We start from the raw sequence: 25,840 nt of genomic DNA, 5'->3' as shown, positions 1-25,840 counted from the left end.
TGTCCTTCCGGGAGCGGGCCGGCTCAGACGGTCGTGGGGACGTTCTCCCACCAGGTGGCGTTCCAGGTGTCGAAGTCGACGACCCCCGTCTTCGGGAGGCCGAGGGCGTGCTGCATCTGCTTGCACACGCGGACGTCCTCGTCGTCGTAGTGCCCGTCGATGTTCTTGATCCGCCAGCCGCGGCGGTTCGCCTGGCGCTCCCACGTCCGGACGTGCTCTCCCTCCGACCCGTGTACGAGGTCCTCCTCGGGCGCCGGCGGGGGATCGGCGGGGGGCGCCTCCCACGTGGCCTTCCAGGTGGCCGCGTCGACGACGCCGTCCGGCTCCAGGCCCTTCTCGGTCTGGAAGTTCGCGCAGGTGCGCCTGCTGATCGGGCCGAACTTCCCGTCCGGGACGATGTTCCAGCTGCGCGTCTTCATCTGCTGCTGCCACTGCTGGACGCGGGGACCGCTCATCATCGGCGGGTAGGACAGCTTCGGCGGCTTGAACGGTGGGGCCGTCATGGCGCCTCCTTTAATTGGACTGCCTTTTATGGACCCCGTCCCAACCAGCGAACCAGCGAACAGGCGGAGAAACCACCAAGGAGAGGCATCAGGAGATCTCCTTTTCCGCATATTCGCGCTCATATCAGTTTCGCCGGTTTCGCTGGTTTCACCGTCCCGTCAGAGGATCAGGTCCTCGGGGCTGACGACCTCGCGCGGCCCCGGAACGGCCTCCAGCCGCTCCAGCGGATCGGCCTGGACGTGCGGATCGACGTTGAGCCCGGTCAACTCCCCGATCCTGCGGACCGGCACCTGGTACGTCTTGTACGCGCCGTAGGAGAAGGCCTCCTTCCCGGCCAGGTCCTCGATCAGGACCGCCTGGCTGAGCAGGTAGCCGGTCACCGACAGCTCGCCCGACGCGCCCGCCATCGCGACGATCTTCCAGAACTGGCGGGGCAGGCGGACGCCGCGGTAGACGTCGTCGTCCTCGGCCAGCACCGGCCCGGTGAACACGCTGACCGCCAGGTCCAGGTTGTCGGCGTTGTTCAGGACGTAGTCCTCCAGCCCGAGCCACAGCGTCTGGCCCGCGTTGAACTTGTGGTGCTGCGGGGTGGAGTTGGTGAAGTGGAACGTGTCGTCGTTGGCGGCCTGGGCGACGGCTTCCGTCCCCCAGGCGGGGTCGAGCCGGCGGACCAGATGCCCGCGGTCCAGGTCGTTGGCGCGGTAGACGTCCTCGCCGGTCTGCTCCCCGGCGGGCAGCCGCGGGTCGAAGAACCAGCGGTCGCTGTCGCGCTTGGGACGCCGCGCGCTCCGGCCGTCGATGTTGCAGGCGGTGAACAGCGCGAGCGCCCGCTGCCGGTGCATGACGACGCTGAAGTGGTGGTAGCGGAGCTCGGCCGACGCCACGGCGGCCAGGTCGGGCGACGGCACGGGCATCGGCAGCGGACGGGCCAGGAACACCGGATCGTAGCCGTCGCGGGTGCTGTAGTCGGGGTCGATCGCCTCCGTCTCGCGCGCGGCCTCGCCCGGATGCCCGTCCGCGAGCCGGACCGTGACCTCCAGCGGGATCGTGACCGTCCCCGCGCGGCTCTGCGACAGCGGAACGGCGGCCATCGCCCTCGCCGGCGGACGCGCGTCCGGGGCCGCGACGGGGGCCGCGACCGGAGGCGGGCCGACCGCCGACGACTGGAGAGCCGCGCTCTCCGTCAGCGGAGGAGCGAACAGCTCATCGACGAGCGCCCGCTGCGCCTCGGGCAGCGACGTTTCGCGCACCTGCTTGCAGATCCGGCTGATGCGGATCCCCTCGTTCACGAACGCGCCGGTCTCCTCCGGCTCGGGCACCGGAACGCTCGCGTGGTGCAGCGCGACGACCTCCCACTGATCGTTGAACACCGGCGAACCGGACGACCCCGGCTCGGTGTCGGCCGCGTAATGCAGGAACAGCTCGGGGATGTCGACGATCCGGTTCTCCCGCAGCGCGACCTGCTTCCGGTCCCCGCGCGGATGCTGGATGATCGTCACGAACTCCCCGATGATCGCCTTGCCCTCGGCCTCGATCAGCCGGTTGTGGCCGAACGCCGCCAGCTCGGCGGACGGCGCGTCGACCGCCACGAGCGCGAAGTCGAGCCCCTCGTCGGCGAGGAAGAAGCGCTCCGGATCGAGCGCGTAGGCCGCGACGGCCAGCGGCCGCCCGTCGACGCCGTCCTGGTAGTTGAACTCGACCATGCTGGTCGCGGCCGTCCCGGCGTCGGGCAGCACGTGATGGTTGGTCAGCAGCAGGGACAGGGAGACGAGCGAGCCCGTCCCGTACCCGAGCGTGCGCCCGCCCTCGTCGCGGATGTTGATCCGCCCGACGGTGCGCGCCGCGGCCACCCCGGCGTCCAGGTAGCGGACGCCCACGTAGTCGACCGTGTTGATGATCTTCTCCAGCCGCGCGGCGGGCTCGGCCGCGCCGGGCTCCAGCAGGGAGCCGTCGCCGTAGAACCGGCTCAGCCGGTCGACCCGCTTGGCCACCCGCTCGGCGCTGTCGGCCACCGCCACGCCGCCGGGCGAGGCCAGGACGGTCTCGTGCTCGCGCCGCTCCGGAACGCGCGCGGCCACCCGCCGCGCCGCCGTCTCCCGCTGGCGCTCCTGCTCCCGCTCATAGAATTCCATTTCATATCCCCCGGTCGGCACATATCCGCGAACCACCTGTCTTCTCTTAATTTCCTCGATTTTCGCCGGATATCGCCAGGCCCGGGTGGCCCCTTTTACCCCGCATCGGGAAACGTTTGACGCACACGACGCGCCACGGCGCCGGGCTGGAGCGTCGAGCCGGGGCACGGACCCTGTCGACGTCCCCCGGGCTTGGCGGGCTTGCTGCTGTGGGCAGATCTGCCGTGGGCAGATTCGACTGTGAGCAGTGCGTGGGCTCGCGCATGGTGAATGCATGAGCGAGGAACAGAAAGCCCCGTTGTTCAACGAACGAGTGCGAAGCGAGCTTTACCAGCAGCGCGTCCTCGTCCTCGACGGCGCGCTCGACGACGACAACGGCACACTGCTGGCGACCCAGCTGATGACGCTGGCGCGGGAGGATGCGTCGACCGATATCGCGCTGTGGATCCATTCCCCGGGCGGGTCGGTGCCGTCGATGCTGGCGATCCGCGACGTCATGCGCCTCATCCCGTGCGACGTGTCCACGATGGTGCTCGGCATCGCCTACAGCGCCGGGCAGTTCCTGCTGTCGTCCGGAACCCGAGGCAAGCGCCGCGCCATGCCGCACGCCCGCGTGCTGATGCACCAGGGGTCCGCCGGAATCGCGGGCGCCGCCGTCGACATCGAGCTGCAGGCCGGCGACCTGCGCCACACCCGCGACACGGTCCTCGGGCTCATCGCGGAGGACACCGGGCAGCCCCTTGAGCGGGTCTTCGAGGATTCGCTTCACGACCGCTGGTACACGGCGCAGGAAGCGCTCGAGTACGGGTTCATCGACGCGATCGTCAGCGAGTTCGACGAAGTCGTCCCGACCAGTCACCGGCCCATAGGGCTCGGCATTCCCTCGGAAGGGGCCGTCCGATGAGCACCTACACGATCCCGAACGTCATCGCGCAGCACCCCCGCGGTGAACGGATCATGGACGTCTACTCGCACCTGCTGACCGAGCGGATCATCTATCTCGGCACCGCGATCGACGCCGGAGTCGCGAACGCCCTCGTCGCGCAATTGCTGTACCTGGAAGCGGACAGCCCCGACCGCGATATCCAGCTCTACATCAACTGCGAGGGCGGAGACCCGAGCGCGATGCTGGCCGTGTACGACACGCTGCGCTACATCCGCGCGCGGGTGGCGACGACGTGCGTCGGGCAGGCCGTCGCGGTCGGGGCCGTGCTCCTCGCCGCGGGCGCTCCCGGGATGCGCTCCGCGCTGCCGCACACCCGCGTCGTCCTGCACCAGCCGATCGGGCAGAGCCGCGGAGCGATCCCGGACCTGATCCTCCAGGCGGACGAGGTCGTCCGCGTGCGCGGCGACATGGAGAGCATCCTGTCCCGGCACACCGGCCATGACATCGCCACGCTGCGCGCCGACACCGATCGCGACCGCGTGTTCACCGCGCGGTCGGCGCTGGACTACGGCCTCATCGACCAGGTGATCGAAGAACGGAAGCCGCTGCCCATGTAGGGGCGCGCCGCCTATGCGGCCAGGGCGTAGGCGGCCTGGCAGGTCACGCCCGCCGGAGCCGTCCGGGCCGGGGCCGGGGCGGTCAGGAGGGTCGTCGCGACCGCGAGGGTCAGGTCGCCGAGCGTCACGTCCAGGGCGCCGGCGACCGCGGCGATCATCTCGCTCGACGGCTCCTTGACGCCGCGTTCCATCTCGGAGAGGTACTGCGGCGAGACCCCGGCACGGCGGGACGTCTCGACCAGCGTCTCGCCGCGTTCGAGGCGCAGGCGCCGCAGGCAGTGGCCGAGCGCGTCCCGCCACAACGGCTCCGCCCCGTCGCGCGGCGGGGCGGGCTCGTGCGGCGAGGCCGGCTCGTGCGGTGTCTCTTCGGAGGGCTTGAGCGGACGGGTCATCTCGGCCATGCGCACATCGTAAGTCGGCGGTACCGGCAGGTCCTAGGCGTTCCGCCGACCGCAGAAAGGCGGGGTCTCGCGATGTCCGGGAGCGGCTGCCATCCTGAGGACGTGCGGATACTGGTCGTGGGTGCGGGGATCATCGGGGCCGCGCTGGCGGACCGGCTCGCCGGTCAGGACGAGGTCACGCTCGTCGAGGCGGAGGCGCCGGGGGCCGGGACGTCCGGCACCAGCTACGCCTGGTTCAACGCCAACGACCCCGCGGACCCGTCCTACCACCGGTTCCGGACGGCGGCGCTGTCCACCTGGCGCGACCTGGCCGCCGGGTTCGGCGATCCCGCCTGGTACCGGCCGGTGGGCAACACGATCTGGGCGGACGCCGACGACGCGAAGTCCCGGCTGGCCGACCGGGTCGCCCGGCTCGCCGGCCTCGGCTACGCCGCCGAGCTGATCGATCCCGGCCGGTTGCGCGAGCTCGAACCACACGTCCGGGTCCCGCGGGACGCGCTCGTCGCGCACTACGCCGGCGAGGGCTACGTGCACGGAGGCTCCGCCGCGCGGGCTCTGACGGAACGGGCCCGCGAATCGGGCGCCGTCCTCGTCACCGGTCACCGGGCGGTCCGCCTCAACACCGAAGGCGAACGCGTGACCGGAGTGCGGCTGGACGACGGCCGTGACCTGGACGCCGACCTCACGATCTGCGCGGCGGGCAGGCACAGCCCCGCGCTCCTGGCCACCGCCGGGGTCGTCCTTCCGCTGGTCGACCCGTCCGAGCCCGGATCGGCCGCGCCGTGCCTCGTCGCCACCACTTCGGCCGCGCCCGGCGTCGTCAACGGCCTCGTCCATGCCCCGGGGCTCTCCACTCGCCCGGCGGAGGACGGCGGTCTCGTCCTGGAAGCCGACGACCTTGACGCCGGTGTCGACGAATCGGCCTCACCGGCGCTGATGGAGGCGGTCGGCGCCGAGCTTCTCGCGCGGGCGCGGGTGCTCATCCCCGGCCTGACGGCCGACCTCGTCCAGATACGGCGGTGCGTCCGTCCACTCCCCCTCGACGGGTACCCGCTCATCGGGTCGCAGCGGCCCGGCCTCTACACCGCCGTCACCCACAGCGGCATCACGCTCGGACCGCATCTCGCCGTCCTGATCGACCAGGAGATCCACGGCCGCACCTCGCCCGCGCTCGACGCCTACCGCCCGGACCGCGCAGCCTCTTAGGGCTTGCGGGCGACGCCGCAGAACGCGTCCACCTCGGGCGCCTCGCCGAACGGGTTCGGTTCGGGACGCCAGCGGGACACCGAGACCACACCAGGGTCCAGCAGCTCCAGCCCGTCGAAGAACCGCGCGATCCGTTCCGGGGTGCGAAGCTCGTAGTCGTAGCCGGATTCGTCCCGGACGCGTTCGGCCTCCGCCGCGGCGTCGGGCCGGACGGTCTTGGTGCCGTCCTCCAACGCCAGATAGCTGCCCGACGGGAGCGCGTCCAGAAGCCGGCTGAGGATGCCGTGCGCCTCGTCGTCGTCGGAGATCGTGCCCAGCACCCCCAGGATCATCAGGGCGACGGGCTTGGTGAAGTCCAGCGTGGCGGCGGCGCCGCGCAGGATGCCTTCGGGATCGCGGGCGTCGGCGTCGATGTAGTCGCAGGCCCCTTCGCGGGTGCTGGTCAGCAGCGCGCGTGCGTGCGCGAGGACGAGCGGGTCGTTGTCGACGTAGACGATCCGGCTTTCGGGAGCGACCCGCTGCGCGACCTCATGGGTGTTGTCGTGCGTGGGCAGTCCGGTGCCGATGTCGAGGAACTGGCGGATCCCGGCCTCGCCCGCCAGGAACCGGACGGCGCGTCCGAGGAACACCCGCGCGTGCCGCGGCACCTCCTCGAAGCCGGGATACACCTGCAGGATGTTCTCGGCGAACACGCGATCGACCGGGTAGTTGTCCTTGCCGCCGATGAAGTAGTTCCAGACCCGGGCCTGGTGCGGCACGGTCGTGTCGATCTCGGGGGGCTGAACCGGTGGGTCGTCCATACCGCCCCATCCTGCCGCGAATTCGGAGCTTTGACATGCTCATGGATAAGCCGAGAAAGGACATTCATGCGCGTCGCAATCCTCGATGACTACCAGGACGTCGCACTCCGGACGGCCGACTGGTCGCCGGTCGACGCCACGATCGACGTGTTCCGCGCCCCGCTGGGCGGCGAGGACGCGGTGGTGGCGGCGCTGCAGCCCTACGACGTGCTCGTGACCATGCGGGACCGGACGGCGCTGCCGAAGAGCACGCTCGAACGGCTGCCGAACCTGCGGCTGATCGTCGTGACCGGCAGGCGCATCGCGGCGATCGACATCGCGGCCTGCGCCGGGCTGGGCATCACGGTCAGCGGCACCGGCCCGCTGGCCGAGGGCGGGGCCGCCGAGCTGACCTGGGCCCTGATCCTCGCCGCCGTGAAGCGGCTGCCCGCCGAGCTGGCGAGCGTCCGCGCGGGCGGCTGGACGACCCGGCTCGGCACCACCCTCACCGGCCGGACGCTCGGCGTCCTGGGCCTCGGCCGCCTGGGCTCGCAGGTCGCCGCCGTGGGCAACGCGTTCGGGATGCGGGTGGTCGCCTGGAGCCAGAACCTGACGGCGGAACGCGCCGCCGAAGCCGGCGCGGTGCTCGTCGGGAAGGAGGAGCTGTTCGCCGCGTCCGACGTGCTGACGATCCATCTCGTCCTGTCGGACCGCACGCGCGGGCTGGTCGGGGAGCCGGAGCTGCGGCGGATGAAGCCGGACGCGTGGCTGGTCAACACCAGCCGGGGACCGATCTGCGACGAGCAGGCCCTCCTCCGCGCCTGCCAGGAACGCTGGATCGCCGGAGCCGCCCTCGACGTGTACGACCGGGAGCCGCTTCCGGCCGACCACCCGCTGCGCACCCTCGACAACGTCCTGGCCTCACCGCACATCGGCTACGTGACCGAGGAGACCTATGCCTCCTGGTACGGCGACGCGGTGGAGAACATCGTCGCCTTCGCAAAGGGCTCACCGATCCGGGTCCGGCACTCCTGAGCCCGTCGCCGGACGCACGTCCACCCGGCGGGCTCTCATGGCGAGGTCGTGGGGCGTGCGCCCCTCGGTGCCGACAGCATCGGCGCCCGGGGGATCCGCCGTTCGGTCAATGCCCTGGCCAGGTCCTGGGCGCCCATGCGCCGCAGTTCCACTAGCAGCTCCGCCATGCCGGTGGTGAGGTCGACCACTTGGACGGTCCGTTTGGCCAGCACCCTGGCCTGGTGCCGGGCACCGAGCGCCCGCAGCTCCCCCAGCATCAACGTCATGTTGAGCGCGTTGGTGGCATTGACCGCCGGGACGGCCCGCTCGGCCAATGCCAAAGCCAGCCGCGGGTCCACCCTCCGCATTTCCTGCAGTATCTGCGTGATGTTGAACCCGTTGGTGACGTCGACCGCCAGAACGGCCCGCTCGGCCAGCGCCCTGGCCAATCCTTGCTTTTGCAGCATCCGCAGTTCCGCCAGCATCTGAGAGACGTTGTACGCGTTGGTCGCGTTGACTTCCGGAACGGCCCGCTCAGCCAGCACGAAGGCGGAACTCTGGTCCAGCTTCCGCAGTTCCCCCAGCATTCGCGACACGTTCCACGCGTCGTCGACGTCGACTCTCCAAACGGCGCTCTCGGCCAGCGTCCGGGCCGGTTCCCGGGCGCCCAGCTGACGCAGTTGCTCCAGCAGCTTGGCGACGGCGCCGGGGTCTGCGGTGCCGCCGGCCTCGGCGACGACTCGCCGGGCCAGCACCAGGGCAAGGTCCTGCGCCGCACCCAGCCGAAGTTCCTCCAGCAGCCTCGCGACCTCGCTCGGAGCGGTGACGAGCACCGCGGGAACGGCTCGCTCGGCCCAGGTCCTGGCGGCGTCCCGGGCACCCAGCTCCCGCAGTTCCTCCAGCAGTTTCGCCGCGTCGCCGGGGTCGGTCGTGACGCTGACCTCGGCGACGGCCCGTGCGGCCAGCGCCAGAGCCTGCGGTCTGGCGTCCACCTTCCGCAGCGCCCCCAGCATCTCCGCCAGACTCACCGGGTCGGTGAGCGGAAGGTCGCTGACAGACCCGGCCGGGCCGCCGGGGCCCGAGTCGCCGTCCGAGAACTCGCCGGAGTCGCCGGAGAACCCCTCCTGCAAATGGTTGAGGAGGTCTTCGAGATGACGGCAGCGCCGTTCGGTCTGGGCGGTGCGCTCCTGGGCCTGCCGCAGGCGCCGTTCGAGGACGGCGATCTCCCGCCGCAAGCGGTCCTTCTCGGCCGCCATGGTGGTGCGGTCGACGTCCCATGCGGCGCGCAGCTGGCCGTTCTGGTCGATGAGCTCCTCGATCTGGCGGACCCGTTCGGCCAGCTGCTCCTGCAGTGCGCGGGCGTAGCGCTCGGCCTCGTGCTGGCCGACCAGGGCCAGCTCCAGCTCGTCGCTGACCACCCGCACGCGGTACTCGTGCGGATGGGCGACCTTCAGCGCCTCCAGGTGCAGCTCGGTCAGATGGTCTCGGACCTCTTGGGAGACCTCCTTGCCCTGCTCGGCCTGGATCGCCAGCAGCGTGTTCAGGAACCAGTGGTCGCGGGGCACGCGCTTGCCGTTGAGGTAGCGCGAGAGGGTGCCCTTGTCCACGGGATACCGGCCGGCGAACCGGTTGATCGACACCCCGGCCGCCGTCCAGATCGTGCGCAGCTCGCGCGTCCAGGACGCGACCTCGGGGCTGAGCGCGGGGCTCAGCGCCGCGAAGCCGCCCGCATCGCAGGCGGCCGTCTGCCGGGGTGCCAGTTCGGTCATGGGGTCAATGGTCGGCGCTCGCGCTCCGGAAAACCGCCCGATGCCGCCATTCGAGTGTTGCCGTTTGCTGCAACACCCGCGCCGCACCGGTTGCGCCGTGGCGCAACGCCGCGCGGATCTGGCTTGCTGGTGTTCCCCGATCGGCGAAAGGACCGTCAGGAATGCCTCAGCCCGCCAACAACGTCCCCCAGTCCCCGGCTCTCCCGCCCGACGGACGGGGTCCCGGGGTGTTCGTGCCGCAGCATGTGGTCGCCGCGGCGGCCTGCGTCCTCGTGGGGATCGCGGCGGGCGTCCTGGTCTGGCTCGCCCCCGAGATCTGGCTCCCCATAGGCGCCGGGATCACGGTCACCTGCCTGTCGCTGACGCTGTACGGCCTCTGGCACGACCGCCACCGCGCCTGAGCGCCCATTCCGGCTTCGACTGTTTCGGGCGCAGTGTCCCCTTCCGGGGCAGAATGTCGGTCACGACGTTGGACGGCCGAGTGAGCGGAGTTCTCCGTGGGCGGACGGCGAGGCGGGCGGCGCGGCGGGCGCGGGAGCGGAGCGGCCGGCGGGGTCTTCGGCCGCATGGCCGGGAAGGCGTTCCGGGCGCCGAAGGGGCGCGGGCGCGGAAGAGGCGGTGACCCCGGCGGCAGGGGCCGGAGCCCGAGCGGGCGCGGGCGTCCCGGCCAGGGCGGGCGGAACCGGGACGGCCAGGATCCGAGGGCGGACGGCAGGCCGCCGAGGGGCCGGTGCAAGGGCGGCGACCCGATCGACCTGATCACCGGGGAGGTGCTGCTGACGCACACCGACGCGGAGCTGCCGGGTGTGCTGCCCCTCGTCCTGGAGCGCACGCACATCTCCAGCTACCGCGACGGGCTCCTGTTCGGACGGTCGTGGGCCTCGACGCTGGACCAGCGGCTGGAGCTCGACGCCCGGGGCGTGCACTTCCTGGCCGCCGACGGGACGATCCTCACCTATCCGCAGGCGCTGTTACCGAACGTCCGCTTCGTTCCGGTGGAGGGGCCGCAGTGGCCGCTGGTGCTCACCGTGGACGGCGGCTACGCCCTGACCGACCCGCAACGGGGCTGGACGTTCCACTTCCCCGCCCCCGGAGAGGAGCACGGCTGGTCGACGCTGCCGCTGACCGCCGTCACCGATCGTGCGGGCAACCGCATCGAGTTCCTGTACGAAGAGCAGACGCTGACGGAGGTGCGTCATTCCGGCGGGTACCGGATCGCGGTCGACACGCGGGAGATCCCGGAGACCGGACGGCGCGTCGAGTCGCTGCGGCTGCTGACCGCCGAGACAGACGGGACGGGCACGGCGGGCGAGACCACCCTCGTCCGGTTCGGCTACGACGAGAACGGGCTGCTCTCCGAGGTCGTCAACTCCTCGGGACGGCCGCTCCGCCTCACCTACGACGACGAGGCCCGCCTCACCGGGTGGACCGGCCGCGACGGCTTCTGGTACCGGTACGAGTACGACGACGAGGGACGGGCGGTCCGCGGGATCGGCAAGGACGGCTTCCTCTCCGTCACCCTCGCGCACGACCCCGGGAACCGGACCACCGTCCTCACGGACTCGCTCGGCCGTGCCACGACCTACCGCTACAACGAGCGCCTCCAGATCGTCGCCGTGACCGACCCGTCCGGCGCGACGGTGAGGACCGAGTGGGACCGCTACGACCGGCTCCTCTCCCGTACCGACCCCCTCGGCGGGACCACCCGCTACGGCTGGAGCGAGCACGGCGATCTGACGGAGATGGTCCGCCCGGACGGCGGCCGGATCCTGGTGACCTACAACGAGCACCATCTCCCGATCGAGGTCAGCGAGCCGGGCGACCGGATCTGGCGCTACGGCTATGACGGCGCGGGCAACATCGTCCAGGTCACCGACCCGGCGGGCACGACGACGCGGCAGACCTACGACGAGCGCGGCAACCTGACCGGCGTGACCGACGCGCTGGGCAACACCACACGGGTCGAGTCCAACCCGGCGGGCCTGCCCGTGCGCGTCACCGATCCGCTCGGCAACACCACACGCGTGGAGCTCGGCCCGCTCGGACGGCCCGTCGCCGTCACCGATCCGCTCGGCGGGGTCACGCGGTACGGCTGGACGCCCGAGGGCAGACCGGCCTGGCGCACCTTGCAGGACGGGACCACCGAGCGCTGGACGTACGACGCCGAAGCCCGTCCGGTCGAGCACACCGATCCGATGGGCCAGGTCTTCCGCACCGAGTACGGGGCGTTCGGCGCCGTGGTGGCCGAGACCGCTCCGGACGGCACCCGGCACACCTACGTCCACGACACAGAGCTGCGCCTCAGCACGGTGACCAATCCGCACGGCCTCACATGGCACTACACCTATGACGCCGTCGGGAACCTGTCGTCCGAGACCGACTTCAACGGCCGTACCCTCTCCTATTCCTACGACGGGGCACGCCGGCTGATCTCGCGCACCAACGGCGCCGGAGAGACGACGCTCTACAGCCGGGACGCGCTGGGCCAGGTGCTCGAACAGCGCGTCGGCGACCGCGTCACGGCCTCCTTCACCTACAACCCGGCCGGGGAACTCCTTACGGCGGTCAATCCCGACGCAGAGGTCCGTTTCGAACGCGACCCGCTGGGACGTGTACTCGCCGAAGTGTGCAACGGCCGGACGCTGTCCACCCGCTATGACGCGGTAGGGCGGCCTGTCCTCCGCCGGACGCCGTCCGGTGCGGAGAGTGCGTGGAGCTACGACGCCGCGGGCAGGCCCGAAGCACTGCGCACGGGCGGCCAGGTCACCACGTTCACCCGCGACGCGGCCGGCCGCGAGGTCCAGCGGCAGATCGGTGCGGGGACGGTCCTGACCCAGCAGTACGACGCGGCGCACCGCCTGCTGGCGCAGACGCTCTGGGGCACCGACGCCACACAGCACGCGGCGCCACTGCAGCATCGCGGCTACGGCTACCGTGCCGACGGCCATCTCAGGGGAATCTCCGACAGGCTCGCGGGCGATCGCGGACTCGACCTCGACGCGCAGGGCCGCGTCACGGCCGTCCACGCCGCCGGGTGGACCGAACGGTACGCGTACGACCCCGCCGGAAACCTCGTTCAGGCCGGATTGCCGCAGCGGTCCGTGGAGGATCGCGAGTACAGCGGCACGCTGATCCGCCGTGCCGGTCACGTCCGCTACGAGCATGACGGGCAGGGACGGCTCGTCCAGAAGCAGGACGGCGGGCTGAACTGGCGATACCACTGGGACGCCGCCGACCGTCTCATCGGCGTCGAGGCGCCCGGCGGCGACCGATGGCGGTACACCTACGACGCCCTCGGCCGCCGTATCGGCAAGTACAGGCTGTCGCCTGACGGCTCGTCCAGCGTCGAGCGCGTCGACTTCACCTGGGACGGCGCCGTCCTCGCCGAGGAACTCCACACCCGCTGGAACGGCGGAGCGTGGACGGCGGCCGCCACCAGCTGGAACTACGAGCCGGACACCCACCGCCCGCTCACCCAGGTCCGGCGCGCGCCGCTCCGCGAGGCGCCGCAGCAGTGGATCGACCAGCTCTTCCAGGGGATCGTCGCCGACCTCACCGGCACCCCCGCCGAACTCGTCGGAGCCGACGGCGCCGTGGAGGCCGTCCCGCGCGGCACGCTCTGGGGCGCCCAGGCGGGCCCGGTGCCGCCCGGCGGAGGCTGCCCGCTGCGCTTCCCCGGCCAGTACCACGACGTCGAGACGGGCCTGAACTACAACTACCAGCGGTACTACGACCCGGCGACGGGCCGCTACCAGACGGCCGACCCTCTCGGCCTCACCCCCTCGCCCGACCCGCACGCCTACGTGGCCAACCCGCTGGCGATGATCGACCCGCTGGGCCTCGAAGAAGGGCACACCGTCCTGTTCGGGCAGCGCCGGGTCGGTCCCAACTTCAGCTCGCAGGGCCTCTTCCAGGGACGCCCGATCGCGGACGTCGCGGACGACCTGCGAGCCGGCCGGATGAGCCCCAACGACGTTCCCGTCAACGTGTTCCGCCACAGCAGCGGCCTGCTCGTCGCGGAGAACAACCGGAGCCTGACGGCGCTCAGCATGGCGGGGATGCAGCCGACGAACATCCGGGTCATGGACCGGGTGCCGCAGCACGTCCTCGACCGGCTGAACGAGACCCCGGTCTCGGGGCCGCCGCGGCTGCCGTCCACCCGCGTCGCGATCACCCCGAGCCAGAGCGATGATACGGTCCTGCGCGAAGTGCGCATCGCGCCGCCGCCCAGCGCGGGCTGCGAGGGAGGGTCTTAGCGGGCATGGCTCACCGCAGGGTTTCGGAAGAGGGGACGGCCACCCGGTGGGCGGCGGGGCCCCTGGTGACAGTCCAACCTGCCGGCGAGGACTGGCCGGGCCTCCGGCTGGAGTACGTCTCGTCCCCGGGCAGGCCGGGCGACGAGCAGCGCGTCACCCGGCTCGTGTTCGGACGGGTCGTCCAGTACGCGTGGGGCCAGTTCGAGTTCCCGCTCTCGCTCGGCAACCCGCAGGACTCCGGCTTCCACCTCATCGAGATCACCGACTCCGAGCTGGTCCGGCGCATCGTCGAGGAGGGGCACTTCTCGCACTACCCGCCCGGGCAGCGCGCGGGCGCGTCCGTCCCCGAGGACGAGCTGAGGCACTACCGGCTGGGCTTCGACGAGCACGGCTACTACGACGTCGTCTGCGCCGACCTGGAGATCACGCACACCACGACGTCCGACATCAGCCCGTACCCCGGCTGACGGCGCCCGCCCGCTCGTGGCAGGCGGGCGGACGGGCACGGAACCGGACGGACGGGCGCGGGCTGCGTCACTCAGTCAGGTAGACCTGCTCGAAGTGGGCGTTGCCGAAGGTGCGGCCGGAGAAGTCGTTCTTCGGCCAGCCGGCGTTCTTCACGTGGTGCGCGTTCTCGACGTTGGCGAAGAACGGGATGATCCAGCCGCCGCGCTCGAACTGGATCTGGTAGATCTGCTGGGTCAGCTGGTCCTGTTTGGCCTGGTCGGTGGTGCTCTGCGCCTGCTCGTAGAGCGAGCGCACCTGCTTGAGGTCGTCCCCGCCGAGGTGGGTCAGGGAGTTGGTCTCGCTGAGGTCGGTCAGCGCCATCAGGGTCAGGTAGTTGCCCTGCGTCGGCCACTTGTCCACGGAGAACTTCCAGCTGTGGAAGTTGGGGCCGAACAGCGTCGCGGTGTCCACCTGCCGGACCTTGATGTTCATGCCGATCTCGGCGGCGTTCCGCGCCAGGACGGTGCACATCGGCACCGCCTCGGTCGAGACCGGGCCGGTGACGAGCTCGACCGTGACGCCTTCCTGCCCGGCCTCCTTGAGGAGCTGCTTCGCCCTGGCGACGTCGCGCTTGCGCGTGAGGTGCTTCGGGTACGCGGAGGTGAACGGCTCGGGCAGGTCGTGGGCCACCACGCCGTGCCCGGACAGGGTGGCGGTGAGCGCCTGCTCCCGGTCGATCGCCAGCCGCAGCGCCTGCCGGACCCGGACGTCGTTGAACGGCGGCTGCTCCATGTTCATGTAGATCCCGGTCCACGCCCCGGTCTTGGACTCCATCAGCTTGAGCTGACGGTGCTTCTCGATGGTGGGGATCTGCGGGTACGGCAGCTGGTTGATGGCGTCGACCTGGCCGGTCACCAGCGCGTCGATCCGGGCCGAGTCGTCGTTGACCACGTTGACGACCAGCTCGTCCAGGTAGGGCTTGGGCCCCAGGTTCGCGGGGGCGGCGGAGTCGCTCGGCTGGGACGCGCCCGTGGCGTTCCAGTAGTTGGCGAACCGCTCGCAGACCCACTGCCGGTTCGGGGTGAAGCTCTTGTACTTGAACGGGCCGGTGCCGACCGGGTTGCGAGGGTCGAAGTCCACCGGGACGATCTTGAACGGGCTGGCGAGCGTGCTCTGGAAGGTGGCGGCGGGCCGCAGCAGCTTCATCCGCAGCGTGCGGCCGTCGAGCTTCTTGATCTCGTTGAGGTCGACGAGCGGCTTGAACTTCCCGACGATCACCGATCCGGGCAGGGTGAGGGCGCGCTTGAAGGTGAACATCACGTCGTCGGCGTCGAGGGTCTTGCCGTTGTGGAACTCGATGCCCTGCCTGAGGCGGATCGTCCACTCGTCGCCCTTGGGGTTGGACTCGATCAGCTCGGCCATCTGCAGGTGGTACTGCATCTCGTTGCTGTAGTCGGCGAGCTGGTCGTAGAGGACGCGGGCCATGAAGCTGACCGGGACGCTGTTGAGCAGCATCGGGTCCAGCGTGTCGGAGCCCTTGGCGCCGCCGGTCGCGACGGTGAGCCGGCCGCCGCGGCGCGGCTTGCCCGCGGCCTGCTTCCCGCCGTCGTCGCCGCAGCCCGCGAGCGCCGCGCCGCCGACGGTGGTGAGGCCGAGCGCGGCCGCCGTGCCCAGGAACCCGCGTCTGCTGAGACCTGATGGTGGTTGCGTGGTCATGTGCGGTCCTCCTGCGACCGTTGTTCCGCTGGGACGCCGCCCGCCGCGGCCCCCGACGCCCCGAGGCCGGGGGCCCCGAACTCGGGGGTCGCCGCGATGAGCTGCCTGGTGAACGGGTCATCGGGGTGGTCGAGCACGTCGTCCACCTGTCCGGTCTCGACGAGCCTGCCGGCGCGCATGGCGATGACGCGGTCCGCGATGGTCCTCACCAGCGCGAGGTTGTGCGTCACGAACAGCAGCGCCAGGCCCTCCTCGTCCTGCAGCGTGCGGAGCAGCCGCACGATCGACGCCTGGACGGAGACGTCCAGCGCGGAGGTGATCTCGTCGCAGACCAGCACGTCGGGACGGCATACCAGGGCACGCGCGATCGCGACCCGCTGCCGTTCCCCGCCGGAGAGCTCGTTGGGGTAGGACGACGCGACGCTCGGCGAGAGCGAGACGCGTTCCAGCGCCTCGGCGATCGTGGTCGCGGCCTTCGCCGACGGCATCGAGAACAGGATCTTCAGCGGCTCGCGCAACGTCTCGCCGATCGAGCGGCGCGGGTTGAGCGAGTTGTAGGGGCTCTGGAAGATGTACTGCACCGCGCGCCGCTGTTCGAGCGGACGGTCGCGGGCGCGGGTCGCCATCGCGGCGTCCCGGAACGTGATGCCGCCGCTGTGCTGGCGGTGCAGGCCGATGATGCTGCGCGCCAAGGTCGTCTTGCCGCATCCGGACTCGCCGACCAGCGCGAGGCATTCCCCGCGGGTCAGCTCCAGGGACACGTCGTGGAGGATCTGGCGCCGGCCGTGGAAGGCGTCCAGATGCGACACCCGCAGCAGCACCTCGTCCCGGCCTCCGGTGCGGGCGGCGGCCTGCCGGGGCGCCTCGCGGGACGGGCCCGACGCGAGATGCTCGGCCCGGATGCAGAGGACGTCGTGGCCGCTGTCGACCTTGACCGGCTCCGGGACGGTCGACGCGCACTCCGGCAGCGCCTCGGCGCACCGGGGGTGGAACATGCAGCCGGTGGGGCGCCGTCCGGGCGGCGGGGTGTCACCGGGGATCGCGGCCAGCTCCCGGCGCTCCGACACCACGGGCACCGCGGCGAGCAGGGCGCGGGTATAGGGGTGGACGGCCCGGTCGAAGATCTGGGCGCTGGTCCCGGCCTCGACGACGCGTCCGGCGTACATGACCATGATCCGGTGGGCGAGTTCGGCGACCACCGCCATGTCGTGGGTGACGTACAGCGCCGCCACCCGGTGGACGGCGCACAGCTCCCGCACGGTCTTCAGGACGCGCGCCTGCGTCGTGACGTCGAGCCCGGTGGTGGGCTCGTCCAGCACGATCACGCGGGGGCGCAGCAGGAACGCGAGCGCGAGGGTGACCCGCTGCTGCTGCCCGCCGGACAGCTGATGGGGGAAGCGGTCGAGGAACGTGTCGTCGGAGTCGAGCCCGACCTCGCGCAAGGTGGTCCTGATCCGCTCGTCCTGCTCCTTGCCGGGCAGGTCCGGCTGGTGGAACTCGAACAGCTCGGTGAGCTGGCGGCGGAGCCGCAGCGCCGGGTTCAGCGCCATCGACGGGTCCTGTGGCACGTACGCGACCGTGCTGCCGCGCAGCGCGGTGAGCTTGCCGGGGGCGAGGCTCGCGACATCCTGCCCGTCGATGAGGATGCTGCCGCCGGCGATGCGGGCACCGCGCCGGGCGTCGCCGAGCAGCGCCAGCCCGACCGTGGTCTTGCCCGAGCCGGACTCGCCGACCAGGCCGAGCACCTCGCCGGCCGCGATCGTGAAGTCCACGCAGTCGACGACGTCGACGCCGCGTCCGGCGAGGTCGATGCGCAGGCCCTTGACCGTCACCGCCGTCATGACTTCACCTCCGAGATCTCCGGGGACGAGACGTCCTGGGACGAGACGCGGGCCACCGTCCAGGAGAAGCCCTCGGTGATCAGGTTGGTGCCGAACGTGAACACCGCGATGCACAGCACCGGCAGCACCACGCCCCACGGCTGCAGGGCCAGGCCCTGGTAGTTCTCCTTGATCATCAGGCCCCAGTCGGCGGCGGGCGGCTGCAGGCCGACGCCGAGGAAGCTCATCGCGGTGACGATCCCGATCGACCAGGTGAGCCGGAGGCCGAACTCGACCATCAGCGGGGTCATCACGTTCGGCAGGATCTCCCGGCGGACGATCCGCAGGCGGGGCGCGCCGAGGGTCTCCGCCGACTCGACGAACTCGCTGGACACCACTTCCCTGGACGCGCCGTACGCCACCCGTGCGACCTGCGGCACCCATGCGACGGCCACGATCAGCGGCAGCAGCGCCGTGCTGGCCCTGGCCATCGCCACCAGGAGCAGGATGAGGACGAGCGGCGGGAACGCGCGCAGGACGTCCATCGCGCGCATCAGGATCTCGTCCAGGACGCCGCCGCTGTAGGCCGCGGTCATGCCGATCGCGGCGCCGACGGCGACGCCCGCCAGCGTCCCGGCGAACGCTATCCAGACGATGCTCCGCCCGCCGGCGAGGACCCGGGAGAGCACGTCCTCGCCGAGGTAGTCGGTGCCGAGCAGGGCGGTGGAGGACGGGGCCGCGTAGGGCGCGCCGACGATGTCGTCATGGCCGTGCGGCGCGAGGAACGGGCCGGCGAAGGTGACCAGGAGGATCAGCCCGGTCAGCACCAGCCCCACACGGATGCGGGGTTCGCGCAGGCAGCGGCGCAGCAGTGCGGTGTTCATGAGCCGGCCGTTCGGAGCCGGGGCGTGACGTACACGGTCAGGACGTCTCCGAGGAGGTTGAAGACCACATAGCAGGCGGCGAACAGGAGGCAGATCAGCTGGATCACCGGGACGTCGCGGTTGTTCACCGCGTCCACGAGGGCGCTGCCGAGGCCCGGATAGTTGAACACCTGCTCGATGACGAGGATCCCGCCGGTGAGGTACGCGAGCGCGAGCGCGGTTCCCTGGATCGCCGGGACGAGCGCGTTCGGCAGGACGTGGCGGCGCAGCACGACCCGTTCCGGCACGCCCTTGAGCCGCGCGGTGCGCACGTACTCCGACTCGTAAGCGTCGATCACCGAGCCGCGGACCAGCCGGGCCAGATACGGCAGGACGCCCAGCACCAGCGCGACCACCGGAAGCACGAGCTGCTCGACGTTGCTGAACGGGCTCTGCCCCGGCGCGAGCAGCACCGTGCCGGGCAGCAGGTGGAACACCGACGTCGCGAACAGGATCACCAGCAGCAGCGCGATGATGAACTCGGGCAGCGCGGTGAGCCCGAGGGTGACCACGAGCATCGCCCGGTCGGCGGGACGGTCGCGCCAGCGTCCGGTCAGCGCGCCGACGAGCACCGACAGCGGCACCACGATGGCCGCCGAGATGACCACCAGCACCGCGGAGTTCACCACCCGGTCGCCGACCAGGGTGCCGACCTGCTCCTTGGTGACCAGCGACTGGCCGGGATCGCCGGTGAGGATGCCGCCCAGCCACGAGAAGTACTGCCGCAGCAGCGGCTCGTCGAGACCGAGTTCGGCGCGGAGCGCGGCGACCCGGTCCGGCGTCGCCTCCCGCCCGAGGGCTGCGCGCGCCGCGTCGCCGGGCAGCACCTGCGTCGCGAAGAACACCAGGACCGACACCAGCAGCACCACCGCCGCGCCGAGCAGCAGCCGGCGTGCCAGCCACAGCCAGCGGGCATGGGGGGAACGTTCGCCCAACTTCATCACCTCGTCGTCCCCGGAAGAATGCGGCGGCTCTGTTGTGGATGTCAACAGTGAAGGAATGAAAAGAGTCTCGCTTCTGAGACAGTTTTTGTGTCGATCGACGTTTCGGTCGAAGACCCGTTCAGGGAACCCGGCGGGCACGTGAAGAGCGGCCGACAGGCACTCAGTGCGCTCGGTGGCGATCGTCGGGAAACTGTCGGCTTGATGCGATGAATGTGCAGGTCAAATACATCGGACGGCGAGGCGCGCGGCGTTCCGGTCGTGGCGGCGAAGGGCACCGGTCGACGGGCGGACGATCTGTTCCCGGCCGTCCGGAAGGGTCGTGACGGGGGGTGGTGTGCTTGCTCACGCGGGCCGGGCGGCGTGCTCGCGAGGTCGGCACCTCCCCCGCTATGGGAGGGCTGCGTCGCAGTTCATAGCGATGCCGACATTACTGTTGACAATCACAACACACCGCTCACATACTCGGAGCGCTCCAGGACCGTCCGACGGGAGCGGTCTGGCTTGGGGCGGTCCGACGGGAAACGCGAATCGAATAGCCGGGCGGTGGGGCGTGGTGTCCGTTACTGACAGGGTCGTGCCGAGTGGTCCCAGGCTTTCGGTCGGGGCGCCGAACGAGCCGGATCGGCTGGTGCCGTTCGCACGGCGCGCGGAGGAGCTGGGCTTCGCCGGAATCTGGACGCAGGACACGCTGAGCACCCAGAACTTCTCACTCGACGGACTGCACGTCCTCTCCTACCTGGCGGCCGTCACGGAACGGCTGCGCCTCGGCATCGGCGTGCTGTACTCCGGACGCCGGAACCCGGCCGTCCAGGCAAGGGAGCTGGCCACCATCGACCAGCTGTCCGGCGGGCGGCTCACCGTCGGGCTCGGCGTCGGCAACGCCTACCACCGCGAGACCCTCGCCGCGCTCGGGATCTCGACCGAGCGGCCCGTCCGCCGGTTGGTCGAGGGCATCGACGTGATGCGGGCTTTGTGGAGCGGCGCCGAGGCCACCTACGACGGGGAGCTGTACTCGTTCTCCGGCATCCGGTCGCAGCCGGAGCCGGTCCAGCGGCCCGGTCCGCCCATCTGGATCGGGGCGCGGGCCGAGCCGGCCCTGCGGCGCGCCGTGCGCATCGCCGACGGCTGGACCGGCGCCGCGCCCGCCGCGATGGACGACTTCCTCCGGCAACTCGCGATCGTCCGGCAGGCGCTGGCCGACGAGGGACGCGACCCGGCCGGGTTCACCATCTCCAGGAGCATCTACGTCGCGGTCGAGGACACCGAGGAGAAGGCGCGGGAGCGGCTGATCCCCGCGTTCGACCGGGCGTTCGGGGGGAATCCGGTCTACGACGCCGCCGGGATGGCCGACCGGGTCGCCGTGTTCGGCTCGCCGGAGCACTGCGCCGAGCGGCTGGGCGAGCTGTTCGACGCCGGAGTGGACGAGCTGGTCCTCTACCCGATGTACGACCGGATGGACCAGCTTGAGGCGTTCGGCGAGCTGGTGTCAGCGCTGCCCGTCCGCCGCCCATGACGGCCGGGCCCACACTGCTCGGCTACGTCGATCCGCTCAGCGTCGCGGCGGGCGACGAAATCCGGCTGATGGTGAGCGCCACCTCCGATTACCAGGTCGAACTGGTGCGCCTCGTGCACGGCACGGACGATCCGCGCGGGCCGGGGCCCCGCGAGGAGCGCGTCGACATCGCGTTCGATACGCAGGCGGGGCGCGTCCAGCCGCTGCCGTCCGGTTCGTACCTGCGCGCGCCCGCGCATCCGTCGCTCGACGTCGACGCCTTCACCGTGACGGCGTGGATCATGCCGACGATGCCCGCCGGTGGACGTCCCCGCGCCGTCATCGCCCGCCGCGACGCGTCCGGACGTCGCGGTTGGGCGCTCGGCCTCACCGGGGACGACCGGCTCGCGGCGTGGGCGGGCGCGGCCGATGAGCCCGTCGCCGCCACCGGCGAAGCGATCCCGACCGGCCGCTGGACGTTCGTCGCCGCCTCCTTCGGCTCCCGGGAGGTGACACTGGTTCAGGTCCCGGTGCCCGAGTGGCCGGTCGGGTCATGGCGGGCGTCCGCGTCCGCCACCGGAGCCGTCGACGCCGCTGCGACCGGCCTCCGGCTGCAGGTCGGAGCGTGGTGGACGGACGGGACGACGGCGGGCGCATGCTTCAACGGCCGCATCGACCGTCCAACGATCTTCGCCGGAGCCGCGGACGGAGACGCGCTCGCCACCGCTGACCCGGAGCGGCGGCTCGGCCTGCCGGTCTTGGCCCGCTGGCGTCCCGGCCAGGACGCGGGGGGCGTGACGGTGCCCGACGCCGGTCCGCACGGGCTGACCGCCGAGGCCGTGAACACGCCGGTCCGCGGCGTCCCCGGCGCCAACTGGACGGGCCGGGAGATCGACTTCCGGCTGGCCCCGGACGAGTACGACGCGATCCACGTCCATGACGACGATCTCACCGACGCCCGCTGGGAACCGCAGATCACCCTGCGCCTGCCGGACGGCCTGCGCAGCGGTGCCTACGCCTTCCGGCTCCGCGCCGGGCGGGAGCGCCTGAGCATCCCGTTCTTCGTCCGTCCGCCGCAGGGCACGACGACGTCCCGGCTGGCGGTGCTGATCTCCACCTTCACCTATCTCGCCTACGCCAACTCGCATTGGAACCTGGAGCGGTCGGGCCCGGACGGTCTCGGCTACCCGACGACCGAGCAGCACCAGTGGTCGGCGGCGCACAAGGTGTGCAGCCTGTACGACTTCCACCGCGACGGCAGCGGCTGCTACTACGCCTCGCGCCTCCGTCCGCTCACCACCCTGACGCCGGACTACACCAGCGCGTTCGGGCCGTGGATCCTCAGCGCCGACCTGTGCCTGCTCGGCTGGCTCGAACACGAGGGCATCGGCTACGACGTGGTCTGCGACGACGAGCTGCACGCCGAGGGCGTCGCCGCGCTCGCCGGGTACGACGTCGTCCTGACCGGTGCGCACCCGGAGTACTTCACGGGGAAGATGCTCGACGCGCACGAGGCGTACCTGGCGGGCGGCGGACGGGTGATGTACCTCGGCGGCAACGGCTACTACTGGGTGACCGGGGTGTCGCCGCTGCAGCCGCACATCATCGAGATACGCCGCGGCCACACCGGGACCAGGGGCTGGGAGGTCCCGCCGGGCGAGACGCATCTGAGCACGACCGGCGAGGCGGGCGGGCTGTGGCGGCACCGGGGCCGCGCGCCGCAGCGGCACGTCGGGGTCGGCTTCGCCGCGCAGGGCGGGCGCGGCACGGGCCGTCCCTACCGGCTCGCGCCGCCCGCCGACGACAAGCGCGGCGCGTTCGCGCTGTCCGGGGTGGACGGTCTCATCGAGGCGGACGGGCTGGTCGCCCACGCCGCCGCCGGGATGGAGATCGACCGGGTGGACGCCGCTCTCGGGACGCCGCCGCACACCGTCGTCGTGGCCACGGCCGACGGGTTCAGCGACTCCTTCCAGCTCGCGGTCGAAGACGTCCTCCAGTCGAATTCGCAGCTGGGCGGCAGCGTCGAGCCCCGCGTCCGCGCCGATATGGCGTTCTTCGAGTACCCGGACGGCGGCGCCGTGTTCAGCACCGGCTCGATGGCCTGGTGCACGGCGCTGGGCGTGGACGGATACGCCAACCCGGTGGCCAAGGTGACCGGCAACGTCCTGCACCGGTTCCTGGACCCGGCGCCATTCGTCCATGGACCGTCCACCTGACGACCGACCGACCATCCGGGAGAGCGATGACGAGCGATCGACCGAGCACGGTGCCACCGGGGATCGACCCTGACCGGCTCGCCGCGCTACTGGACGCCGAACGAACCAGGTGGGTCGAGGCCCGGCCGCGGGCCGCGGCGCTGCGCGAGCGGGCACGCCGGTCCCAGCTGCACGGCACCCCGCAGCACTGGATCAGCCAGTTCCCTCCCCCGGTCCCGCTGGTGGTGGACCGCGCGGTGGGCGCACGCCTGTACGACACCGACGGGCACGAGTACGCCGACTTCGGCATGGCCGCGACGGCCGCGCTCTGGGGCCACGACCATCCGGCGATCGTCGCGGCCATCCGGGACCAGCTCGACAAGGGCAGCGTCACCCTCTGGTCGGGCGAAGACCACGTGGCGGTGACCGAGGAACTGGCGCGCCGCTTCGGCCTCCCGTTCTGGCAGTTCACCGTGTCCGCGACGGACGCCAACCGCTTCGCCCTGCTGCTCGCGCGGGTGACCACCGGACGGCAGAAGATCCTCGTCTTCCACCGCGCGTACCACGGTTCGCTGGAGCAGGCCGGGGTCGTCCTGACGGCGGACGGGGAGGTGGCGCCCGAACCCGGCGTCGATCCCAATGGCGTGGACGTCCGGCAGACCACGAAGGTCGTGGAGTTCAACGACCTCGACGCGCTCGAACAGGCCCTCGCCCCACGCGACGTCGCGGCCGTGCTCGCCGAGCCGGTGCTGACCAACGGCGGCGCGGTGATCCGGCCGGAGCCGGGTTTCCACGCCGCGCTGCGCGACCTCACCCGGCGCACCGGCACGCTGCTGATCATCGACGAGACGCAGACGATCCCGGCCGGTCCCGGCGGCTGCACCCGGGAGTTCGGCCTGGACCCCGACCTGATCACCATGGGCAAGCCGATCGCGGGCGGCATCCCGGCGGGCCTGTACGGGATGTCGGACGCGGTCGCCGCCGCGGCGGAGCGCTACACCGAGCACGGGGACGGCGGCCTCGGCAGCACGATGGCGGGCGGGCCGCTGGCCGTCCGCGCCATGCGGGCGGTGCTCACCGAAGTGATGACCGACAAGAACTACGCGCACATGGGCCGCTTGGCCGAACGCTACGAACGCGACGTCGCCGCGGTCATCGCCGAGCACGACCTGCCGTGGCACGTCGGACGGCTCGGCGGCCGCGTCTCGTACGCGTTCACCCCCACCCCGCCGCGTAACGCCGGGCAGCTCTACCCGCGCGTCGGGTCGTCGGCGCGCCAAGCGCTATGGCTGTACCTGGCCAACCGGGGCGTCGTCCTCAACGCCATGAGCGGCTCGGCGCTGATGTCGCCGATGACGGCCGAGGCCGATGTCGAACTGCACGGCGCGCTGTTCGCCGACGTGATCGGCACGCTCACGGGCAGGAAGGGCCGCTAGCCGTGGACGACCTGTCCGAAACCCGGCTCGAACAGTTCCGCGCGGACGTCAACCGTTCGAGGACGCCCGGCGCCTACGAGCCGGGCCGCTGGTCGGTGGCGCCCGCGAACCGCGACACCGCGGTGACCGGCGCGATGCCCGAACGCGTCCGGCTCCGCGACACGTCGATGCGGGCGATCGAGTCGCTGCCCGGCGTCACGGCCACCCGCGAGGCGAAGACCGAGTTCCTGCGCCTGCTGGCCCGTTCGGGGGTGCCGGAGATCGTCCTCGCCACCCCGGGCCGGTCCGGTCACCACGGCGACGGGCGCGACCTGGACGCGGTCCGCGCCGACCTGGCGCTGGTCAGGCAGGAGCAGCCGGACTGCGTCGTGTACTGCCCCTTCGTGTCCGCGACGGACGGCGTCGATCTCGCGCGCGACCTCGGCTTCGACGGCGTGCAGGTGGCGGTGCCCGCGTTCGGCCCGGCGGCGGGCATCTACCGCCCGTCCGTCCCGGCCTCCCGGGAGGAGGTCGTCGCGCAGGCGGCCGAGGTCGCCGGGCACGCCCACGCGCAGGGCCTTCGGGTCGCCGTCGCCTTCACGATGGTGTCCTTCCTGACGGACGGGGAGCTCACCGAGACCGCCGCGATCATGGCCGAGGCAGGCGCCGACGAGATCACCCTCTTCGACGGACCGGGCGCGCTCGGGCCCGAAGCGTTCGGGCGGCTCGTCCGCGCCGCCGGCACCGCCGCGCCTGGCCTGGAGATCGGCCTGCACCCGCACAACACCTTCGGCCTCGGCGTCGCGTGCGCCGTGAGCGCGGCGCGGGCCGGGGCGACCGTCGTCGAATCCTCGGTGAACGGCTACTGCGGCGGCCCCGGCAACGCCGACCTCGCCGCGACCGCTGCCGCCTTCGAGGCGCTCTACGGGGTGGGAACGGGCATCCGCCTCGCCGCGCTGACGGAATTGTCCCGGACGGCCGCGGAACTGACCGGCCGCAACCCGGCGGTCAACCAGCCCATCACCGGCCCGGACGCCTTCTGCTGGGGCGGCGGCGACTGGGTCATCGTCGAGTCCGAAGTGGACCCGCTGATGCACAACTGCGTGGAACCGGCCCTGTTCGGCAATGAGCGCCGGATTCCACTGACTCACCAGAGCGGCCCGCGCGTCATCGCGGCCACCCTGCACCGCCTGGGCATCAACGCAGACCCGGCTCTGCTCCCGTCCATCGCGGAGCGATGTCACGCGGAACTGACCCGGCTGGGACGCCTCCTGACCGACGAAGAAATCCGCGCACTGGTCTCCGAGCGATGACGGCGGCGCCT

The 25,840-nt window shown here is 71.6% G+C and carries 20 protein-coding genes; 11 read left to right on the top strand and 9 right to left on the bottom strand.

Annotation, left to right across the window (positions count from 1 at the left end):
• Positions 1-23: 23 nt before the first annotated feature.
• Together E1287_RS13760 and E1287_RS13755 are read right to left on the bottom strand one after the other, a co-directional pair.
• Positions 24-503, bottom strand: a complete 480-nt coding sequence (locus E1287_RS13760; RefSeq protein ID WP_165968989.1) for a peptidoglycan-binding protein — start codon at positions 501-503, stop codon at positions 24-26.
• A 159-nt stretch (positions 504-662) separates the two neighbouring features.
• Complete coding sequence (locus E1287_RS13755; protein WP_131965310.1) at positions 663-2,636, bottom strand: DNA/RNA non-specific endonuclease; 1,974 nt, start codon at positions 2,634-2,636, stop codon at positions 663-665.
• A gap of 274 nt (positions 2,637-2,910) precedes the next feature.
• Here E1287_RS13755 and E1287_RS13750 point away from each other — a divergent pair, with 274 nt between their 5' ends.
• Both E1287_RS13750 and E1287_RS13745 read left to right on the top strand, forming a co-directional pair.
• Entirely contained in the window at positions 2,911-3,540 is a 630-nt protein-coding gene (locus E1287_RS13750) for an ATP-dependent Clp protease proteolytic subunit (protein WP_131965309.1), read from the top strand.
• Entirely contained in the window at positions 3,537-4,139 is a 603-nt protein-coding gene (locus E1287_RS13745) for an ATP-dependent Clp protease proteolytic subunit (RefSeq protein ID WP_131965308.1), read from the top strand. The genes E1287_RS13750 and E1287_RS13745 overlap by 4 nt, the downstream gene beginning before the upstream one ends.
• Before the next feature lie 11 nt (positions 4,140-4,150).
• Here E1287_RS13745 and E1287_RS13740 read toward each other — a convergent pair whose 3' ends face one another.
• Positions 4,151-4,540, bottom strand: coding sequence for a helix-turn-helix transcriptional regulator (locus E1287_RS13740; RefSeq protein ID WP_131965307.1), 390 nt, complete (start codon positions 4,538-4,540; stop codon positions 4,151-4,153).
• Positions 4,541-4,642: 102 nt separating this feature from the next.
• Between E1287_RS13740 and E1287_RS13735 the strand changes: the two genes are divergently transcribed.
• Entirely contained in the window at positions 4,643-5,746 is a 1,104-nt protein-coding gene (locus E1287_RS13735; protein WP_165968988.1) for an FAD-dependent oxidoreductase, read from the top strand.
• Here E1287_RS13735 and E1287_RS13730 read toward each other — a convergent pair.
• On the bottom strand, positions 5,743-6,546 hold the full coding sequence (locus tag E1287_RS13730; protein ID WP_131965305.1) for an SAM-dependent methyltransferase: 804 nt from the start codon (positions 6,544-6,546) through the stop codon (positions 5,743-5,745). The genes E1287_RS13735 and E1287_RS13730 overlap by 4 nt on opposite strands.
• 66 nt (positions 6,547-6,612) lie before the next feature.
• Here E1287_RS13730 and E1287_RS13725 point away from each other — a divergent pair, with 66 nt between their 5' ends.
• Entirely contained in the window at positions 6,613-7,560 is a 948-nt protein-coding gene (locus E1287_RS13725) for a D-2-hydroxyacid dehydrogenase family protein (protein WP_131965304.1), read from the top strand.
• A 35-nt stretch (positions 7,561-7,595) separates the two neighbouring features.
• On the opposite strand, the gene E1287_RS13720 is transcribed toward E1287_RS13725, so the two are convergent.
• Positions 7,596-9,308 (bottom strand): hypothetical protein, encoded by a 1,713-nt coding sequence (locus E1287_RS13720; RefSeq protein ID WP_131965303.1) that lies wholly within the window; start codon positions 9,306-9,308, stop codon positions 7,596-7,598.
• Between the two features lie 161 nt (positions 9,309-9,469).
• Here E1287_RS13720 and E1287_RS13715 point away from each other — a divergent pair, with 161 nt between their 5' ends.
• The 3 genes from E1287_RS13715 to E1287_RS13705 all read left to right on the top strand — a co-directional run bounded on the left by E1287_RS13715 (position 9,470) and on the right by E1287_RS13705 (position 14,031).
• Positions 9,470-9,709, top strand: a complete 240-nt coding sequence (locus tag E1287_RS13715) for a hypothetical protein (RefSeq protein ID WP_131965302.1) — start codon at positions 9,470-9,472, stop codon at positions 9,707-9,709.
• A gap of 96 nt (positions 9,710-9,805) precedes the next feature.
• Complete coding sequence (locus tag E1287_RS13710; protein WP_131965301.1) at positions 9,806-13,564, top strand: DUF6531 domain-containing protein; 3,759 nt, start codon at positions 9,806-9,808, stop codon at positions 13,562-13,564.
• A 65-nt stretch (positions 13,565-13,629) separates the two neighbouring features.
• Positions 13,630-14,031 (top strand): hypothetical protein, encoded by a 402-nt coding sequence (locus E1287_RS13705; RefSeq protein WP_131965300.1) that lies wholly within the window; start codon positions 13,630-13,632, stop codon positions 14,029-14,031.
• Between the two features lie 67 nt (positions 14,032-14,098).
• Here E1287_RS13705 and E1287_RS13700 read toward each other — a convergent pair whose 3' ends face one another.
• The 4 genes from E1287_RS13700 to E1287_RS13685 are packed head-to-tail and all read right to left on the bottom strand — an operon-like array spanning position 14,099 to position 19,405.
• Positions 14,099-15,727: an ABC transporter substrate-binding protein gene (locus E1287_RS13700; protein WP_131965299.1), complete on the bottom strand. Its 1,629-nt coding sequence runs from the start codon at positions 15,725-15,727 to the stop codon at positions 14,099-14,101.
• Complete coding sequence (locus E1287_RS13695; RefSeq protein ID WP_131965298.1) at positions 15,724-17,568, bottom strand: ABC transporter ATP-binding protein; 1,845 nt, start codon at positions 17,566-17,568, stop codon at positions 15,724-15,726. The genes E1287_RS13700 and E1287_RS13695 overlap by 4 nt, the downstream gene beginning before the upstream one ends.
• On the bottom strand, positions 17,565-18,431 hold the full coding sequence (locus tag E1287_RS13690) for an ABC transporter permease (RefSeq protein ID WP_131965297.1): 867 nt from the start codon (positions 18,429-18,431) through the stop codon (positions 17,565-17,567). Before E1287_RS13690 ends, E1287_RS13695 begins: the two co-directional genes overlap by 4 nt.
• A complete protein-coding gene (locus E1287_RS13685; protein WP_243718970.1) occupies positions 18,428-19,405 on the bottom strand; it encodes an ABC transporter permease in 978 nt (325 codons plus the stop codon). Before E1287_RS13685 ends, E1287_RS13690 begins: the two co-directional genes overlap by 4 nt.
• A gap of 427 nt (positions 19,406-19,832) precedes the next feature.
• On the opposite strand from E1287_RS13685, the gene E1287_RS13680 reads away from it, so the two are divergent.
• The 4 genes from E1287_RS13680 to E1287_RS13665 are packed head-to-tail and all read left to right on the top strand — an operon-like array spanning position 19,833 to position 25,829.
• A complete protein-coding gene (locus E1287_RS13680; protein WP_131965295.1) occupies positions 19,833-20,927 on the top strand; it encodes an LLM class flavin-dependent oxidoreductase in 1,095 nt (364 codons plus the stop codon).
• On the top strand, positions 20,924-23,122 hold the full coding sequence (locus tag E1287_RS13675; protein WP_131965294.1) for a LamG domain-containing protein: 2,199 nt from the start codon (positions 20,924-20,926) through the stop codon (positions 23,120-23,122). The genes E1287_RS13680 and E1287_RS13675 overlap by 4 nt, the downstream gene beginning before the upstream one ends.
• 26 nt (positions 23,123-23,148) lie before the next feature.
• Entirely contained in the window at positions 23,149-24,537 is a 1,389-nt protein-coding gene (locus tag E1287_RS13670; RefSeq protein WP_131965293.1) for a transaminase, read from the top strand.
• 2 nt (positions 24,538-24,539) lie between these two features.
• The gene (locus tag E1287_RS13665; RefSeq protein ID WP_131965292.1) at positions 24,540-25,829 is read left to right on the top strand and encodes a hypothetical protein; all 1,290 of its coding nucleotides are present in this window, start codon (positions 24,540-24,542) and stop codon (positions 25,827-25,829) included.
• Positions 25,830-25,840: the final 11 nt, after the last annotated feature.

It is taken from the genome of Actinomadura sp. KC06, from assembly GCF_004348735.1.
Classification (GTDB): Bacteria; Actinomycetota; Actinomycetes; order Streptosporangiales; family Streptosporangiaceae; genus Spirillospora.
The sequence above is the reverse complement of the archived record's forward strand: the minus strand, read 5'-3'. Positions and strand labels throughout refer to the sequence as shown.

Bases quoted from the DNA above. Each gene is read 5' to 3' on its own strand.
- E1287_RS13760 (WP_165968989.1), bottom strand. From the start codon at position 503: ATGACGGCCCCACCGTTCAAGCCGCCGAAGCTGTCCTACCCGCCGATG.
- E1287_RS13755 (WP_131965310.1), bottom strand. From the start codon at position 2,636: ATGGAATTCTATGAGCGGGAGCAGGAGCGCCAGCGGGAGACGGCGGCG.
- E1287_RS13750 (WP_131965309.1), top strand. From the start codon at position 2,911: ATGAGCGAGGAACAGAAAGCCCCGTTGTTCAACGAACGAGTGCGAAGC.
- E1287_RS13745 (WP_131965308.1), top strand. From the start codon at position 3,537: ATGAGCACCTACACGATCCCGAACGTCATCGCGCAGCACCCCCGCGGT.
- E1287_RS13740 (WP_131965307.1), bottom strand. From the start codon at position 4,540: ATGGCCGAGATGACCCGTCCGCTCAAGCCCTCCGAAGAGACACCGCAC.
- E1287_RS13730 (WP_131965305.1), bottom strand. From the start codon at position 6,546: ATGGACGACCCACCGGTTCAGCCCCCCGAGATCGACACGACCGTGCCG.
- E1287_RS13725 (WP_131965304.1), top strand. From the start codon at position 6,613: ATGCGCGTCGCAATCCTCGATGACTACCAGGACGTCGCACTCCGGACG.
- E1287_RS13720 (WP_131965303.1), bottom strand. From the start codon at position 9,308: ATGACCGAACTGGCACCCCGGCAGACGGCCGCCTGCGATGCGGGCGGC.
- E1287_RS13715 (WP_131965302.1), top strand. From the start codon at position 9,470: ATGCCTCAGCCCGCCAACAACGTCCCCCAGTCCCCGGCTCTCCCGCCC.
- E1287_RS13700 (WP_131965299.1), bottom strand. From the start codon at position 15,727: ATGACCACGCAACCACCATCAGGTCTCAGCAGACGCGGGTTCCTGGGC.
- E1287_RS13695 (WP_131965298.1), bottom strand. From the start codon at position 17,568: ATGACGGCGGTGACGGTCAAGGGCCTGCGCATCGACCTCGCCGGACGC.
- E1287_RS13690 (WP_131965297.1), bottom strand. From the start codon at position 18,431: ATGAACACCGCACTGCTGCGCCGCTGCCTGCGCGAACCCCGCATCCGT.
- E1287_RS13680 (WP_131965295.1), top strand. From the start codon at position 19,833: ATGCCGACATTACTGTTGACAATCACAACACACCGCTCACATACTCGG.
- E1287_RS13675 (WP_131965294.1), top strand. From the start codon at position 20,924: ATGACGGCCGGGCCCACACTGCTCGGCTACGTCGATCCGCTCAGCGTC.
- E1287_RS13670 (WP_131965293.1), top strand. From the start codon at position 23,149: ATGACGAGCGATCGACCGAGCACGGTGCCACCGGGGATCGACCCTGAC.